Here is a 15,819-nt window from a genome sequence, read left to right on the forward strand (position 1 = left end):
TACGACAATCAAGACGCCAATAAGGTCTCGATCGGCGGCACCTTGCGCGGCTTGCGGTCGGAGTCCGTCGCCACGTAGATCAGGGTCGCTTCCGTGACTTTCACGATGCATGCCTGCAGCCGGTTGCGCTCGGCATACACTTCCACATTGACGGTGATCGAGGTATTGCCCACCTTGACGATGTCGGCGTAGAAGGAGAGCAGATCGCCGACGAAGACGGGATTTTTGAAGACGAAGGAATTGACGGCAATGGTGGCGACACGGCCGTTGGCGCGCCGCGTGGCCGGCAGGGAACCGGCGATATCGACTTGCGCCATGATCCAGCCGCCGAAGACGTCGCCGTACACATTCGCGTCCGACGGCGCGGGCATCATGCGCAGTTCGGGCATTTTCCCGGCGGGCAGGCCGGCGGCGAGGCAGTTGTCGGGGCGGGCGGGGGAGGTGCTCATCTTTTATTCTCATGAAAGGCTACAATTGCTGCGATTGAACCATAAAAAGCCGACCTTCGCCATGCGCCGTTCCCAGACTCCCCCTCCGCCCCGCTCGCCAGCTTCCGCCAGCCACAGCGATTTCGCCACCATCAAGACCCTGTTGCCGTACCTGTGGGTCTACAAATGGCGGGTATTGCTGGCGCTGCTATGCCTGGTCGGCGCCAAGCTCGCCAACGTGGGCGTGCCCCTGATCCTGAAAAACTCGTCGACGCCATGACGATCACGGCGGCGCATCCGCAAGCGCTGCTGGTGCTGCCCGTGGGCTTGCTGGTGGCGTACGGCTTGCTGCGCCTGTCGACCACCTTGTTTACGGAATTGCGCGAATTCCTGTTCGCCCGGGTCACGCAGCGCGCCGTGCGCACCATCGCGCTGCAAGTGTTCCGCCACCTGCATGCGCTGTCCCTGCGGTTCCATTTGAACCGGCAGACGGGCGGCATGACGCGCGATATCGAACGGGGCACGCGCAGCGTCGGCTCGCTCATTTCCTACACCCTGTTCAACATCCTGCCGACCCTGGTGGAAATCACCCTCGTGCTCGGCTATCTGGTCTTGCATTACGATATCTGGTTCACCGTGATCACGGCGGTGGCGCTGGTGTCCTACATCGCGTTCACCGTGCTGGTGACGAACTGGCGCACGCATTTCCGCCGCACCATGAACGACCTCGATTCGAAGGCGAATACCAAGGCCATCGATTCGTTGATCAACTATGAAACCGTGAAATATTTCGGCAACGAGGATTACGAAGCGAAGCGCTACGACGAAGGCTTGCAGCGCTATGAATCCGCCGCCGTGAAATCGCAGACTTCCCTGTCCTTGCTCAATACGGGCCAGTCGCTGATCATCGCCACGGCCGTTACCTTGATTTTGTGGCGCGCCACGGTGGGCGTGATCGCCGGCACGATGACCCTGGGCGACCTGGTGCTGGTCAACGCCTTCATGATCCAGCTGTACATTCCCCTCAATTTCCTGGGCGTCATTTACCGCGAAATCAAGCAAAGCCTGGCCGACATGGAGCGACTGTTTTCCCTGCTGAACGAGAACCGCGAAATCGCCGATACACCGGACGCCAAGCCGCTCGTCACGCGGGGCGCGGCCGTGCGTTTCGCGCATGTGGATTTCAGCTATGAAGCGAAGCGGCAAATCCTGTTCGACGTGGATTTCCAGATCCCCGCCGGCACCACGACGGCCGTGGTGGGTCACAGCGGCTCGGGCAAGTCGACCTTGTCGCGCTTGCTGTTCCGCTTCTATGAAGTCGATGGCGGCGGCATCACCATCGATGGCCAGGATGTGCGCAATATCACGCAGGACTCCCTGCGCGCGGCCATCGGCATCGTGCCGCAGGATACGGTGCTGTTCAACGACAGCATCGAGTACAACATCGCCTACGGCAAGCCGGGCGCCAGCAAGGAGGCCATCGTGGCGGCGGCCAAAGCCGCATCGATCCATGATTTTATTGAAAGCTTGCCAGATGGTTATAACTCCATGGTGGGCGAGCGGGGTTTAAAACTGTCGGGCGGCGAAAAGCAGCGCGTGGCGATTGCCCGCACCTTGCTGAAAGACCCGGCCATCCTGATCTTCGATGAAGCCACCTCGGCGCTCGACTCGAAGGCCGAGCAGGCGATCCAGTCGCAGCTGAAGGAGATTGCCAAAAACCGCACCACCCTGGTGATTGCGCACCGTTTGTCGACGGTGGCAGACGCCCAGCAAATCCTCGTGCTCGACCATGGCCGCATCGTCGAGCGGGGCACGCATCCGCAATTGCTGGCGGCGGATGGCCTGTATGCGCAGATGTGGCAACGCCAGCAGGCGAATCGGGACGATGAGGCGGAAGAGGACGCGTTGGCGGGGCTGGCGCCGGCAAAATAAATCGGCAAAGGGGAATCAGTAGGAAAAATGCTACAGCCGCGCCGATTCAGGCGCGCGTATAGCGCCTATTTGAGGGCAATCGCAGAAAACGGCTGGTCCGGCGCTGAAAATGAAATAAAATTAATTCCATTGGTGGCGTCTGCACCACAGTTGTTTCGTTCGGAGTCCATCCCGTTTGTCCGCCCAGGAGAATTTATGAAATTGACCAAAATCATCGCCACGCTGCTCAGCGTCGGCGTCATCAGCAGCATGTCGCCAGTCCAGGCTCAGGAATTGACCGGCACCTTGGCCAAGATCAAGAAAGCCGGTTCCGTCACCCTCGGCGTGCGCGACGGCTCCGTGCCCTTCTCCTATCTCGATGACAAGCAGCAATACCAGGGTTATTCGATCGACCTGTGCATGAAAGTCGTCACGGCCTTGCAGAAACACCTGGGCATGAGCGAACTGAAGGTGGTGATGAGCCCCGTCACGTCGGCCAACCGCATCCCGCTGATGGCCAACGGCACCATCGACCTCGAATGCGGCTCGACGACGAACAATCTGGAGCGCCAGCAGCAGGTGGCGTTCGCCCCCACCATGTTCGTCATCGGCAACCGCGTGCTGTCGAAAAAATCCTCGAACATCAAGACCCTGGAAGACTTGCGCGGCAAGACCCTGGTCGCCACGGCCGGCACGTCGACCATCAAGCAGATGACGATCCTGAACAAGGAAAAGAACCTGGGCATGACGATTGCCGTCGGCAAGGATCATCCCGAGTCGTTCCTGATGCTGGAAACGGGCCGCGCGGTGGCCGAAGCCAATGACGACATCTTGCTGGCGTCGCAGGTGGCCAACTCGAAGAACCCGAACGACTACGAAATCACCAAGGAAGCGCTGTCGGTCGAACCGTACGGCATCATGCTGCGCAAGGGCGACCCGGCTTTCAAGAAAGTGGTCGATGATGCGCTGATCCGCCTGTACAAGAGCGACGACATCAACCGCATTTATGCGAAATGGTTTACCTCGCCGATCCCGCCGAAAAACATCAACCTGAAATTCCCCATGCCGCCGCAACTGAAGGCCGTGTTCATGAATCCGACCGACTCGGGCGACCCGGCGGCATATGCGGCCGTGCCCGAAGCGCAGAAGACTTCGGACAAACGGAAAAAGTAAAGATTGCGTAACAAACCGGGAGGCGCAAGCCTCCCGATTTATTTGCGGGACGGGTGGCCGGCTGGCCGCTGTCCTCGGGCTGCATGCGAAGGATGATCATGAATTACAACTGGAATTGGCGCATTTTCTGGGAGATTTCTCCCGATGGCGTGGGCACGTATATGGACACCTTGTGGTCCGGCCTGGTCTGGACCCTGGCCACGGCCGGTGCGGCCTGGATCATGGCATTGATATTGGGCCTGGTGGTCGGCACCGTCCGCACCCTGCCGAATAAATGGCTGGTGGGCGTAGCCAATGCCTACGTTGAATTGTTCCGCAACGTGCCGCTGCTGGTGCAGATGTTCCTCTGGTATTTCGTCATGCCGGAACTGCTGCCGCCGGACCTGGGCGCCTGGGTCAAGTCGCTGCCGAATGCGCCGTTCGTCACGGCCGTGCTGTGCCTGGGCTTTTTTACCTCCTCGCGTGTGGCCGTGCAGGTGACGACGGGCATCGAGGCGCTGCCGCGTGGGCAGAAACTGGCCGGCACGGCGCTGGGCCTGACCCTGCCGCAAACCTACCGTTTCATTTTGCTGCCGATGGCCGCGCGCGTCATCCTGCCGCCGCTGACCAGCGAATTTTTGAACATCATCAAGAACAGTTCCGTGGCGCTGACCATCGGCCTGATCGAGCTGACGGCCAGCGCGCGCGCCATCCAGGAGTTTTCCTTCCAGGTGTTCGAGGCGTTTTCGGCCGCCACCATCATCTACGTCGTCGTCAACCTGCTGGTGGTGGTGCTGATGCACCTGATCGAGAAAAAGGTCGCCATCCCCGGCTTCATCGTCGCCGGCGCCAAGACGGGAGGACACTGATATGTTCGGTAATTTCGACTTCGATGTCATCTCCCGCTCATGGGTCTACCTGTTCCAGACCGGCATGGTGTTTACCCTGAAACTGACGGCGCTGTCCATGGTGGGCGGCATCGTGCTGGGCACCGTGCTGGCGCTGATGCGCTTGTCCGGCAGCCGCCTCATCTCGGGCGTGGCGTCGACCTACGTCAACCTGATACGCTCGATCCCGCTGGTGCTGGTGATCTTCTGGTTTTACTTCCTCGTGCCGTATATCGCTGCCTGGATCATCGGCGCGAACGAACCCGTGAAAGTGGGCGCGTTTTCTTCCGCGCTGATCACCTTCATCATGTTCGAGGCCGCCTACTATTGCGAGATCATGCGCAGCGGCATACAGTCGATTCCCCGCGGCCAGGTGTGGGCGGGCCAGGCGCTGGGCATGAACTACTCGCAGACCATGGCCTTCATCGTGCTGCCGCAAGCGTTCCGCAACATGATCCCCGTGCTGCTGACGCAGACCATCGTGCTGTTCCAGGACGTGTCGCTCGTGTACGTGTTGTCGATTCCCGATTTCGTCGGCGCCGCCTCGAAGATCGCCCAGCGCGACGGCCGCCTGGTGGAGATGTACGTGTTTGTCGCCGTCGTGTATTTCGTGCTGTGCTACGCCTTGTCGTTCCTCGTCAAACGCCTGCAGAAACGCGTCGCCATCATTCGCTAACCGTAAAAGAAAGAACAAGATGATTGAACTCAATAACGTCAGCAAATGGTATGGCCAGTTCCAGGTACTGACCGATTGCACCACCAATGTCGACAAGGGCGACGTGATGGTCATTTGCGGCCCGTCCGGCTCCGGCAAGTCGACCCTGATCAAGACCGTCAACGGCCTCGAACCGATCCAGCAGGGGCGGATCATCGTCGACGGCATCACCGTCAACGATCCGAAAACGAATCTGTCGAAACTGCGCGCGCGCATCGGCATGGTGTTCCAGAATTTCGAGCTGTTTCCGCATTTGTCGATCCGCGAAAACCTGACCATCGGCCAGATCAAGGTGCTGGGCCGCAGCGCCGACGAAGCCAATGCCAAGGGCTTGAAATACCTGGACCGCGTGGGCCTGCTGTCGCAGCAGGATAAATTCCCGGGCCAGCTGTCGGGCGGCCAGCAGCAGCGCGTGGCGATCGCCCGCGCGCTGTCGATGGATCCGATCGCCATGCTGTTCGACGAGCCGACGTCGGCGCTCGACCCGGAAATGATCAACGAAGTACTCGACGTGATGGTGGGCCTGGCGCAGGAAGGCATGACGATGATGGTCGTCACGCACGAAATGGGTTTTGCCCGGCGCGTGGCCAACCGCATCGTCTTCATGGACCAGGGCAAGATCATCGAGGATTGCAGCAAGGATGACTTCTTCAACACGACCCGCTCGGACCGCGCGCGCGATTTCCTCGCCAAGATCATCCATTAATTTTCCATCACCTTGAAGTTGAGTACGAATGCCTGACATGAAACACCTCGCCGGCGCCATGCTGGCGCTGGGCCTGCTGGCCCATGCCCACGCGGCCGACAAGATCGCCGTCGACATCGCCCTGCGCGACGCCACCCTGATCGACGTGGCCGGTGGCCGCGCCGTCAAGGGCAAGACCGTGCTGCTCAAGGGCGACAGCATCGTCGCCGTCGTCGATGAGGCGCAGCTGCGCGGCTACGCGCCGAAGCGGACCATCCGTCTGCCCGGCAAATACCTGATGCCGGGCCTGTGGGACACGCACGTGCATTTCGGCGGCGGCCCCGAGCTGATCGACGAGAACAAGCAGCTGCTGCCCCTGTACCTGGCGTACGGCATCACCACGGTGCGCGACTGTTCGGGCGACTTGCCCGACACGGTGCTGGCATGGCGCCGGCAGATCAACGCTGGCCAGCTGCCAGGCCCGACGATCTTTACCTCTGGCGCCAAGCTCGAAGGCATCAAGCCGCTGTGGAAGGGCACCATCGAAGTGGGCACGCCGCAGGAAGTCACGCGCGCGCTCGATGGCCTGCAGGCGCAGCAAGTGGACTTCGTGAAGATCACGGAAAACACCCTGAAGCCGGAGCTGTACCTGGAAGCGTTGCGCCAGGCGCGGGAGCGGGGCATGCGCACTTCGGGCCATATCCCGGTGCAGCTGACCCTGGCGCAGATGGCCGATGCGGGCCTGGGCACGATCGAACATCAATCCTACCTGCTGCGCGCCACGACGCCACGCGAACAGGAGCTGACGGAGAAGGTGGCTGCCGGCACGATGACGGGCAAGGAGGCCATGCGCGAAAGCCTGCAAAGCTACGACGAGGCGACGGCGCGCAAGGCCTTCAGCTACCTGGCCGCGCGCGGCACGGCCATCGTGCCGACCTTGTGGGGCTCGCGCGTGACGGCCTACCTGGACCGCGAAGACCACACGCACGATCCGGCCCTGCAATATATCGGCAAAGGCTTGCGCGCCACCTACGACTGGCGCGTGCAGCGCGCCGCCAAGGATGGACCGGAAGCCATAGCCCAGCGCCACGCGCAGTTCGAGCAATCGGCCAGGCTGCTGCCGATCTTGCAGCAGCAGGGTGTGAGCATCATCGCCGGCACGGACGCGGGCTTCTTGAATTCCTTCGACTATCCGGGCCAGGCCCTGCACGATGAAATCGGCCTGTACGTGCAATACGGGCTGACACCGCAGCAAGCCTTGCAGTCGGCCGTCATCAACGGCCCCCGCTTCCTGGGCAAGCTGGAGCGCTACGGCAGCGTGGCGGCCGGCAAGGCGGCCGATTTGCTGGTGCTCGACGCGAACCCGCTGCAGGACATCGGCGCCACGCGCCGGATCCGCCTGGTGGTCAGCCGTGGCCAGGTATACGACCGCGCCAAGCTGGATCAGATGCTGGCCGAGATCCGCGCCTGGGTCGCCAAGCAGGAGACGGCATCGGCCAAGTCCTGATGCTCTTCGTGCTTTTTAGTAAAGACAAAGACGGCCGGTTGATACCGGCCGTTTTGCCGTCTGCCAGCCAGCATGCGCGGGCTCTCCCGGCCGGCGGGACGGTCCTGCGGCTGGTAAAATGGCGCTATCCGCAATGACCGCCCGAGAGCAGCCGCCATGTCCACACCCGATCACACCCCAGATTCCATCACCATCACCCGTCCAGACGACTGGCATTTGCACCTGCGCGACGGCGCCGTCATGGCTAGCGTGCTGCCGCACAGCGCGCGCCAGTTCGGCCGCGCCATCGTCATGCCGAACCTGAAGCCGCCCGTCACCACCACGGCCGATGCCAGCGCCTACCGCGAGCGCATCCTGGCGGCCGTGCCGGAAGGCGTGAACTTCGATCCGCTGATGGTGCTGTACCTGACGAACAACACCTCGCCCGATGAAATCCGTCGCGCGCAGGACAGCGGCATCGTGCAAGCCGTGAAACTCTATCCGGCCGGCGCCACGACGAATTCCGACCTGGGCGTGACGGATCTGAAGAATTGCTACAAGGTGCTGGAAGTGATGCAGGAAGTGGGCATGCCCTTCCTCGTGCACGGCGAAGTGACGGACCCGGAAATCGACATTTTCGACCGCGAAGCCGTCTTCATCGAGCGCGTGATGCGTCCGCTGCGCAGCGCCTTCCCGGCCCTGTCCGTCGTGTTCGAGCACATCACCACCAAGGATGCGGCGCAGTATGTGGCCGAAGCGGAAGGTCCGATCGCCGCCACCATCACCGCGCACCATCTGCTGTACAACCGCAACGAGATTTTCAAGGGTGGCATCCGCCCCCATTACTACTGCCTGCCCATCCTCAAGCGCGAAGAGCACCGTTTGGCCCTGATGACGGCCGCCGCCAGCGGAGACGAGCGCTTCTTCCTCGGCACCGATTCTGCGCCGCACGCGCAAGGCGCCAAGGAAATGGCCTGCGGCTGCGCCGGTTGCTACACGGCCCTGCACGCGATGGAAATGTATGCGGAAGCGTTCGAGCGCGCCGGCGCGCTCGATAAACTGGAAGCGTTCGCCAGCTTCCACGGCCCGGCCTTCTACGGCGTGCCGCGCAACACGGACACCATCACCTTGCGTCGCGAAAGCTGGACCTTGCCGGCCTCGCTGCCGCTGGGCGACAGCCACGTGATTCCGCTTAACGCGGGCGAACAGATCAACTGGAAAATGGTCTAAGCATTCATGCTGCCATCGATAGACTGGACCCGCCCCTGGTTTGCCACGGTGCTGCCGGCGCGACGGCAGCTGGACCTGCAGCGCGACACGGTGATCGCGGCGCTGAACGGACGGGCGCGGGCGCTGGACTTGCGCAATCCGTCCGGCTTGCCGCTGGCCTTCGTGCCGCAAGCGGACCTGCCCGAAGGCGTGGCCTACGAGGAGTTCATCGGCGCCACGGGCGGCGTGCCCACGCGCGACAATCTGCACGATTTTTTCAACGCGCTCGTGTGGCTCACCTTCCCGCGCATCAAGCGGCAATTGAATGCGCTGCAGGCGGCGCAGATCGCCCTGTCCGGGGTCGGCAAATCGCGCGGTCCCGCGCGCGACGGCGCGACGATTTTCGATGAAAATTCCGCCTTGCTGGTGCTGCGCGACAGCGATGCGGGGCGCGCGCTGGAAGCGGCCTTGCGCGGACACGACTGGCGCAGCGCGTTCATCGCGCAGCGCGAGAAATTTGGCGCGGGCGGCGACGCCGAAGTCTGGCTGTTCGGCCACGCACTGATGGAAAAACTGGTGGCGCCGCGCAAGGCCATCACGGCGCACACGCGCGTGATCTTTGCCGGCGACGCTTACTTTGCGCTCGACGACGCGGCACGCCGCGCCTGGCTCGACGAGCGGGTGGCGCAGGACCTGGCGCAGCAAGGCCTCACCACGGCGGACTTCACGCCGCTGCCGGTGCTCGGTTTACCCGGCTGGTGCGAAGGCCAGGACGACGATTTTTACAATGACGCGGCGGTGTTCCGCCCGAAGCGCAAGGCAGCTGGCGCAGAAAGAGAGTAGAGCATGGAGCATACCGTCCGCTGGGGCATCCTCGGCACCGGCAAGATCGCCCGCGCGATGGCCAATGGCTTGCGCGACGCGCCTGGAGCGCAGCTGGCGGCCGTCGCCTCGCGCAGCGCCGCCGGCGCGCAAGCCTTCGGCGCCGAATTCGGCATCGAGCGTTGCCACGGCTCCTACCAGGCGCTGGCTGACGATCCTGGCGTGGACGTGATCTACATCGCCACGCCGCACACCCTGCATGCGGAAAATGCCCTGATGTGCCTGGCCGCCGGCAAGCACGTCGTGTGCGAAAAGCCGTTCACCATGAACGCGCGCGAGGCGCAGGCCGTGGTCGATATGGCGCGCGAGAAAAAGCTGTTTCTGATGGAAGCGATGTGGAGCCGTTTCCTGCCCGCCGTGCAGGAAGCGCAGCGCATCATCGCCAGCGGCGAGATCGGCGTGCTGCGGCAGGTGCAGGCCGATATCGGCTTTGTCGCCCATTTCCCGCCCGAGCACCGCATGTTCAATCCCGAACTCGGCGGCGGCGCGCTGCTCGACGTGGGCATCTATCCGCTGTCGATGGCGGCCTTCTTCCTCGGCCCGGTATCGGCCGTGCAGGCGCTGGCCGAGATGGGCGCCACCGGTGTCGACGAACAGGTGGTGTTTTCCTTGCTGCACGCGGGCGGCGGCACCTCGTCCTGCGCCTGCAGCCTGCGCGCGCAGACGCCGACGGAAATGACGATTTCCGGCAGCCTGGGGCGCATCCGCCTGCCCAACCGTTTTTACAAACCCGATCAGCTGATCGTCGAAGCGATGGATGGTGCACGCCGCGTCGTCGCCGCGCCGCACCTGGGCAATGGCTACGCGCACGAGGCCATCGAAGCGATGCGCTGCATCCGCGCCGGCCTGCTGGAAAGCCCCGTCATGCCGCACGCCGACAGCGTGGCGCTGATGCGCAACCTTGACACCATGCGCGGCCAGATCGGCCTCGTCTACCAAGCCGACCAGGCGTGAACAGGAACCCCATGACATTGCACGCATCCCGTCCTAGCCTGAAGACCGTCCTCATCGCCAGCGGCGTCGTCCTGACCCTGGCGATGGGCGTGCGCCACGGCCTGGGCTTCTGGATGCAGCCGATCTCGCAAGCGAACGGCTGGACGCGCGAAACGTATTCGCTGGCGCTGGCCATGCAAAACCTGATGTGGGGCGTCTTCGGTCCGTTCGCCGGCATGGCGGCCGACCGTTTCGGCACCATGCGCGTCGTCATCGTCGGCGCCATCAGCTACATGGCGGGCCTCGTGTGGATGGCGCTGGTGACGCAGCCCACCCTGTTCATCGTCGGCTCGGGCATCTTCATCGGCCTGGCGCTGGCCTGCACTGCCTTTGGCGCCATCAGCGGCATCATCGGCCGCAGCGCGCCGCCCGAGCAGCGCTCGTGGGCCTTCGGCATCTCGTCGGCGGCCGGCTCGTTCGGCCAGTTCCTGATGATGCCGGTCGAGCAGCAGCTGATCTCCGCCGTGGGCTGGCAAAACGCCTTTTACGTGCTGGCCGCGCTGGTGCTGCTGGCCATGATCCCGATGGCCTTCTACCTGCGCGAGCCGCCCGTCTCGCACGCCAGCGGCCCGCAGCAAAGCGTGGGCGCCGCCTTCAGCGAAGCCATCGCCAGCCGTTCGTTCTGGCTGCTGCTGGCGGGCTATTTTGTCTGCGGCTTCCAGCTGGTCTTCATCGGCGTGCACTTGCCGGCCTATTTGAAGGACCAGGGCCTGATGAACCCGAACATCGCCGTCACGGCGCTGGCCCTGATCGGCCTGTTCAACATCGTCGGTTCCTACTATGCGGGCAAACTGGGTGGCAAGATCGCCAAGCGCTACCTGCTGTCGGCCATCTACGTGACGCGTGCCGTGGTCATCACCGTGTTCCTGCTGGCGCCATTGTCGGCGTGGTCCGTGTACCTGTTCGCCGCCGGCATGGGCGTGCTGTGGCTGTCGACCGTGCCGCTGACGAACGGCATCATCGCCGGCATCTTCGGCGTCAAGCACCTGTCGATGCTGGCCGGGATGGTGTTCTTCTCGCACCAGGTGGGCAGTTTCCTCGGTGCGTGGCTGGGCGGCTATCTGTACGAGCACCAGGGTAGTTACCACATCGTGTGGATGATCACCATCGGCCTGGGTTTGCTGGCCGCGCTGATCAACCTGCCCATCGACGAGCGCGCCGTCAAGCGCACGGCGGTGGCCGCGTAATGGCCAGCTGGCGCACGTGGCTATGGCGCCTGGCCGGCGCCGCGCTGCTGGCTCTGGTCTTCCTCGCCTATCTGCGGCCCGACTTCATGCTCGACCTGGCGAACCGCTTCTGGATGTGCATGTAGGCTGCGCGGGCGCAAGGCCGTTTGCGAAAAGTGGGATTACGCTGGAAGTCGGATTACGCTACGCTAATCCGACCTACCCGACCTATTGCGGTGTCTTTACGCGTAGGTCGGATTAGGCCGCAGGCCGTAATCCGACAACACCCGGAAATAAGCAATACCGATAGCGTTTAGGCCGCAGGCCGTAATCCGACAACACCCGAAACCATGCGATATCGACGCGCATTCCAGCCAGGCGGCAGCTTTTTCTTCACGGTGGTGACGGCACACCGCCGGCCCGTCTTTACTTCGGAAACTGCCGTGGCTTTGCTCAGGGACGCTTTCCGCGCCGTGCGCCAGAAGCGGCCATTCGCTATCGACGCCATCGTCATCTTGCCCGATCACCTGCATTGCATCTGGACCTTGCCTGAAGACGATGCCGATTTCATGACGCGCTGGCGCTTGATCAAGACGTGGTTCAGCAAGCATGCAGGATTGAAAGACGTTTGGCAGCATCGCTACTGGAGCATGTGCTACGCGACGAGCGCGACTTGATAAAGCATGTCGATTACATCCATTACAACCCCGTCAAGCATGGCTTGGCGAGTAAAGTCATCGATTGGCCGTATTCCAGTTTTCACCGGTATGTAAAGCACGGCTTGTGTGCGGAGGATTGGGGCGGTGATGTCGTAGACATGACAGGTGTTGGGCGGGAGTGACATTAGTCAACAATGTTGTCGGATTACGCTACGCTAATCCGACCTACCCGACCTATTGCGGTGTCTTTTCGCGTAGGTCGGATTAGCGCGCAGCGCGTAATCCGACAGCACCTGAAAGCAATACCGGCTTTACACCTTCAAAAACTCTTCTTTTCCACCCAGCCAGCGCGCCAGGTGCGCTTCCACGGTGGCTGCGGCCGCCGCCGTGGAAGCGTGCAGCAAATCGTGCGCCACGTCGCGGGCCTGATCGACCAGCCATTGGTCCGTTTCCAGGTCGGCGAAGCGCAGCATGGCCTGGCCGGACTGGCGCGCGCCGAGGAATTCCCCTGGACCGCGGATTTCCAGGTCGCGCCGGGCAATTTCAAAACCGTCCGTCGTTTCGCGCATGGTCATCAAGCGCTGGCGCGCCACACCGCCCAGCGGGCCCTGGTACAGCAGCAGGCAGACGCTGGCCGCCGAGCCGCGGCCCACGCGGCCGCGCAGCTGGTGCAGCTGCGACAGGCCGAAACGCTCGGCATGCTCGATCACCATCAGCGAAGCGTTCGGCACGTCGACGCCCACCTCGATGACGGTGGTGGCCACCAGCACGTGGATATGGCCGGCGATGAAAGCGTCCATCACTTCCTGTTTTTCCGCCGGTTTCAGGCGGCCGTGCACGAGGCCCACCTGCAGCGCGGGCAGGGCTTCGGCCAGCATCATGTAGGTGTCGGTGGCCGTCTGCAGCTGCAGCGCTTCCGATTCCTCGATCAGCGGGCAGACCCAGTACACCTGGCGGCCTTCCAGCGCGGCCGCATACACGCGGGCGATGACTTCATCGCGCCGGTTCTGGTCGATGGCGCGCGTGACGATGGGGCTGCGGCCGGGCGGCAGTTCGTCGATCACCGACACTTCCAGGTCGGCGTAATACGTCATGGCCAGGGTGCGCGGGATCGGCGTGGCCGACATCATCAGCTGGTGCGGCACAGCCGCGCTGTCGCCCTTGTTGCGCAGGGTCAGGCGCTGGCCCACGCCGAAGCGGTGCTGCTCGTCGACGATCACCAGGCCCAGTTTCGCAAACAGCACGTTATCCTGGATCAGCGCATGCGTGCCGATCACCAGCTGCGCTTCGCCCGATTCGATCAGGGCCAGCGCCGCCGTCTTTTCCTTTTTCTTCAGGCTGCCCGTCAGCCAGGCCACCTTCACGCCCAGCGGCTCCATCCAGGCGGCGATCTTGCGGAAGTGCTGCTCCGCCAGAATCTCCGTGGGCGCCATCAGCGCGGCCTGGTAGCCGCTGTCGATCGCCTGCGTGGCGGACAGCGCCGCCACCACCGTCTTGCCGCTGCCGACGTCGCCCTGCAGCAAGCGCTGCATCGGATACGGCTGGCGCAGGTCGGCGCGGATTTCCTCGAGCACGCGCGCCTGCGCGCCCGTCAGCTTGAAGGGCAGGGCGGCGCCGAAGGCGTTCGACAAGGTGCCGACGATGGGCAGCGAGGCCGCGCCTTTCGAGCGGCGCGCGCGCTGGGCGCGTTTGAGCGACAGCTGCTGCGCCAGCAGTTCATCGAACTTCATGCGCACCCAGGCTGGGTGCGAGCGGTCCATCAGCGCGCTTTCATCGATGTCCTGCGGCGGATAGTGCAGCAGGTGCACGGCGGCGCGGAACGGCGACAGCTGCATCCCGCGCAGCAGATCATCGGGTAATGTATCCCGCCAGTCGATGCGGCGCATGGCGTCGGCGATTTCGCGCCGCAGCACGTGCTGCGACAGGCCTTCGCCGGACGGATACACGGGCGTGAGGGCCGTGGGCAGCGGCGCGCCCTCGTTGACCACCTTGTACGTCGGGTGGACCATCTCGGCGCCGAAAAAGCCGTGTTTGAGTTCGGCGCGCGCGCGCACCCGCGTGCCTTCGGCCAGCTGCTTGACCTGGCTGCCGTAGAAATTCATGAAGCGCAGCAGCAAATTGCCCGTTTCGTCGGCGATCGTCACCAGTAATTGCTTGCGCGGCTTGAAATTGACTTCGCACTTGGTGACGACACCTTCCACTTGCCACGACTCGCCGCCGCGCAGGCAGGCGTCGCGTATCGTGTAGACCTTCGTCTCGTCTTCATAGCGCATCGGCAGGTGCAGCACCAGGTCCATATCCGTGCGCAAGCCCAGTTTGGCCAGGCGGCTTTCCGTGCTGACCACTTTTTTGGCGGCCTTCGGCTTGGCGGCCGGCTTGGCTGTGGGAGGAAGATCGGGCTTGGGTTCGGACATATCGGAGATTTTTGTGCCGCTAGCGTAAAATAGAGGGTTGTCCGGCACACCCTGTGCGTACCGCAGTCGTTGTGTTGCGGCGGATTATTGTAATGCCTGTATAGGCGCACAGTATAGTGCCAGATGTTCCATTGCGCACTCCTAATCATTTTTGACGTACTTTTGAAGCAAAACGCATGTATTCGCTTTCCGATTTCGATTTTAATTTGCCGCAAGAAAACATTGCGCAAACTCCGTTGGCCGAGCGCAGCGCCTCGCGCCTGTTGCACCTGGACGGCGACGCCCTGGTTGACCGCAGCTTTGCCGATATCGTCGGGCTGTTGCAGGCGGGCGACCTGCTGGTAATGAACGATACGCGCGTGCTCAAGGCGCGCTTCTTCGGCGTCAAGGAAAGCGGCGGCAAGATCGAGGCGCTGGTCGAGCGCGTGCTCGACGACCGCACCGTGCTGGCCCAGGTGCGCGCGTCGAAGTCGCCGCCGCCCGGCTGCCGCATCCGCCTGGCCGACGCCTTCGACGTGACGGTGGGCCAGCGCGCCGGCGAATTCTTTACCTTGCACTTCGAGGCCGACGTGTTCGAGTTGATCGAGGCGCATGGCCGCTTGCCGCTGCCGCCCTACATCGAGCACGATGCGGACGAATTTGACGAAACGCGCTACCAGACGGTCTTCAACAAGGTGCCCGGCGCCGTCGCCGCGCCGACGGCCGGCCTGCATTTCGACCAGGCCCTGCTCGACCAGTTGAAGGCCAAGGGCGTCAACTTTGCCTATGTGACCCTGCACGTGGGCGCCGGCACCTTCCAGCCCGTGCGCACGGAAGTGCTGGCCGAACACAAGATGCATACCGAGTGGTACACCATGCCGCAGGAAACCGTCGACGCCGTGCGCGCCGCGCAGCAGGCCGGGCGCGACGTGGTGGCCGTCGGCACGACCAGCCTGCGCGCGCTGGAATCGGCCTCGCAAAGCGGCCGGCTGGTGGCGGGCAGCGCCGATACGGCCCTGTTCATCACGCCCGGCTACGCCTTTAAAACGGTGACGCGCCTGATCACCAACTTCCATTTGCCGAAGTCGACCCTGCTGATGCTGGTGTCGGCCTTCGCCGGCTATGAGCCGATCCGCAACGCCTACGCGCATGCGATCGCGCAGAACTACCGTTTCTTCAGCTATGGCGATGCGATGCTGCTGACCACGCAATCGCGCGCTGCGCTGAACCTTGATACTCCCGTGAAAGACTAA

Annotated in this window: 14 protein-coding genes and 1 pseudogene; 13 read left to right on the forward strand and 2 right to left on the reverse strand. The window is 63.2% G+C overall.

What is annotated here, in order from left to right:
- Window positions 1-8: 8 nt before the first annotated feature.
- Entirely contained in the window at window positions 9-449 is a 441-nt protein-coding gene (locus tag ACRHIG_RS04800) for an acyl-CoA thioesterase (protein ID WP_475414205.1), read from the reverse strand.
- Window positions 450-510: 61 nt separating this feature from the next.
- Between ACRHIG_RS04800 and ACRHIG_RS04805 the strand changes: the two are divergent.
- The 12 genes and pseudogenes from ACRHIG_RS04805 to ACRHIG_RS04860 all read left to right on the forward strand — a co-directional run bounded on the left by ACRHIG_RS04805 (window position 511) and on the right by ACRHIG_RS04860 (window position 12,191).
- Window positions 511-2,360, forward strand: a pseudogene (locus tag ACRHIG_RS04805) (ABCB family ABC transporter ATP-binding protein/permease).
- A 195-nt stretch (window positions 2,361-2,555) separates the two neighbouring features.
- Window positions 2,556-3,512, forward strand: a complete 957-nt coding sequence (locus ACRHIG_RS04810; protein WP_475414203.1) for an amino acid ABC transporter substrate-binding protein — start codon at window positions 2,556-2,558, stop codon at window positions 3,510-3,512.
- A gap of 98 nt (window positions 3,513-3,610) precedes the next feature.
- Window positions 3,611-4,360 carry an amino acid ABC transporter permease gene (locus tag ACRHIG_RS04815; RefSeq protein WP_489629518.1) on the forward strand — a complete coding sequence of 250 codons (750 nt, stop codon included), beginning with the start codon at window positions 3,611-3,613 and terminating at the stop codon, window positions 4,358-4,360.
- A gap of 1 nt (window position 4,361) precedes the next feature.
- Complete coding sequence (locus ACRHIG_RS04820) at window positions 4,362-5,054, forward strand: amino acid ABC transporter permease (protein ID WP_475414201.1); 693 nt, start codon at window positions 4,362-4,364, stop codon at window positions 5,052-5,054.
- A 19-nt stretch (window positions 5,055-5,073) separates the two neighbouring features.
- Window positions 5,074-5,799 (forward strand): amino acid ABC transporter ATP-binding protein, encoded by a 726-nt coding sequence (locus ACRHIG_RS04825; RefSeq protein ID WP_475414200.1) that lies wholly within the window; start codon window positions 5,074-5,076, stop codon window positions 5,797-5,799.
- Window positions 5,800-5,836: 37 nt separating this feature from the next.
- Window positions 5,837-7,285 carry an amidohydrolase family protein gene (locus ACRHIG_RS04830; RefSeq protein ID WP_489629519.1) on the forward strand — a complete coding sequence of 483 codons (1,449 nt, stop codon included), beginning with the start codon at window positions 5,837-5,839 and terminating at the stop codon, window positions 7,283-7,285.
- A gap of 156 nt (window positions 7,286-7,441) precedes the next feature.
- Window positions 7,442-8,494: a dihydroorotase gene (gene pyrC, locus ACRHIG_RS04835; protein ID WP_475414198.1), complete on the forward strand. Its 1,053-nt coding sequence runs from the start codon at window positions 7,442-7,444 to the stop codon at window positions 8,492-8,494.
- A 6-nt stretch (window positions 8,495-8,500) separates the two neighbouring features.
- Window positions 8,501-9,316 carry a DUF3025 domain-containing protein gene (locus ACRHIG_RS04840; protein ID WP_475414197.1) on the forward strand — a complete coding sequence of 272 codons (816 nt, stop codon included), beginning with the start codon at window positions 8,501-8,503 and terminating at the stop codon, window positions 9,314-9,316.
- A gap of 3 nt (window positions 9,317-9,319) precedes the next feature.
- The gene (locus ACRHIG_RS04845) at window positions 9,320-10,309 is read left to right on the forward strand and encodes a Gfo/Idh/MocA family protein (protein ID WP_489629520.1); all 990 of its coding nucleotides are present in this window, start codon (window positions 9,320-9,322) and stop codon (window positions 10,307-10,309) included.
- An 11-nt stretch (window positions 10,310-10,320) separates the two neighbouring features.
- Window positions 10,321-11,535 (forward strand): MFS transporter, encoded by a 1,215-nt coding sequence (locus ACRHIG_RS04850; RefSeq protein ID WP_475414195.1) that lies wholly within the window; start codon window positions 10,321-10,323, stop codon window positions 11,533-11,535.
- Complete coding sequence (locus ACRHIG_RS04855; RefSeq protein ID WP_255206293.1) at window positions 11,535-11,660, forward strand: hypothetical protein; 126 nt, start codon at window positions 11,535-11,537, stop codon at window positions 11,658-11,660. The genes ACRHIG_RS04850 and ACRHIG_RS04855 overlap by 1 nt, the downstream gene beginning before the upstream one ends.
- 204 nt (window positions 11,661-11,864) lie before the next feature.
- On the forward strand, window positions 11,865-12,191 hold the full coding sequence (locus ACRHIG_RS04860; RefSeq protein ID WP_475414194.1) for an REP-associated tyrosine transposase: 327 nt from the start codon (window positions 11,865-11,867) through the stop codon (window positions 12,189-12,191).
- A gap of 293 nt (window positions 12,192-12,484) precedes the next feature.
- Here ACRHIG_RS04860 and recG read toward each other — a convergent pair whose 3' ends face one another.
- On the reverse strand, window positions 12,485-14,587 hold the full coding sequence (gene recG, locus ACRHIG_RS04865; RefSeq protein WP_489629521.1) for an ATP-dependent DNA helicase RecG: 2,103 nt from the start codon (window positions 14,585-14,587) through the stop codon (window positions 12,485-12,487).
- A gap of 176 nt (window positions 14,588-14,763) precedes the next feature.
- On the opposite strand from recG, the gene queA reads away from it, so the two are divergent.
- Window positions 14,764-15,819, forward strand: a complete 1,056-nt coding sequence (gene queA / locus ACRHIG_RS04870) for a tRNA preQ1(34) S-adenosylmethionine ribosyltransferase-isomerase QueA (protein ID WP_475414192.1) — start codon at window positions 14,764-14,766, stop codon at window positions 15,817-15,819.

The organism is Janthinobacterium sp. C22 (assembly GCF_057919405.1).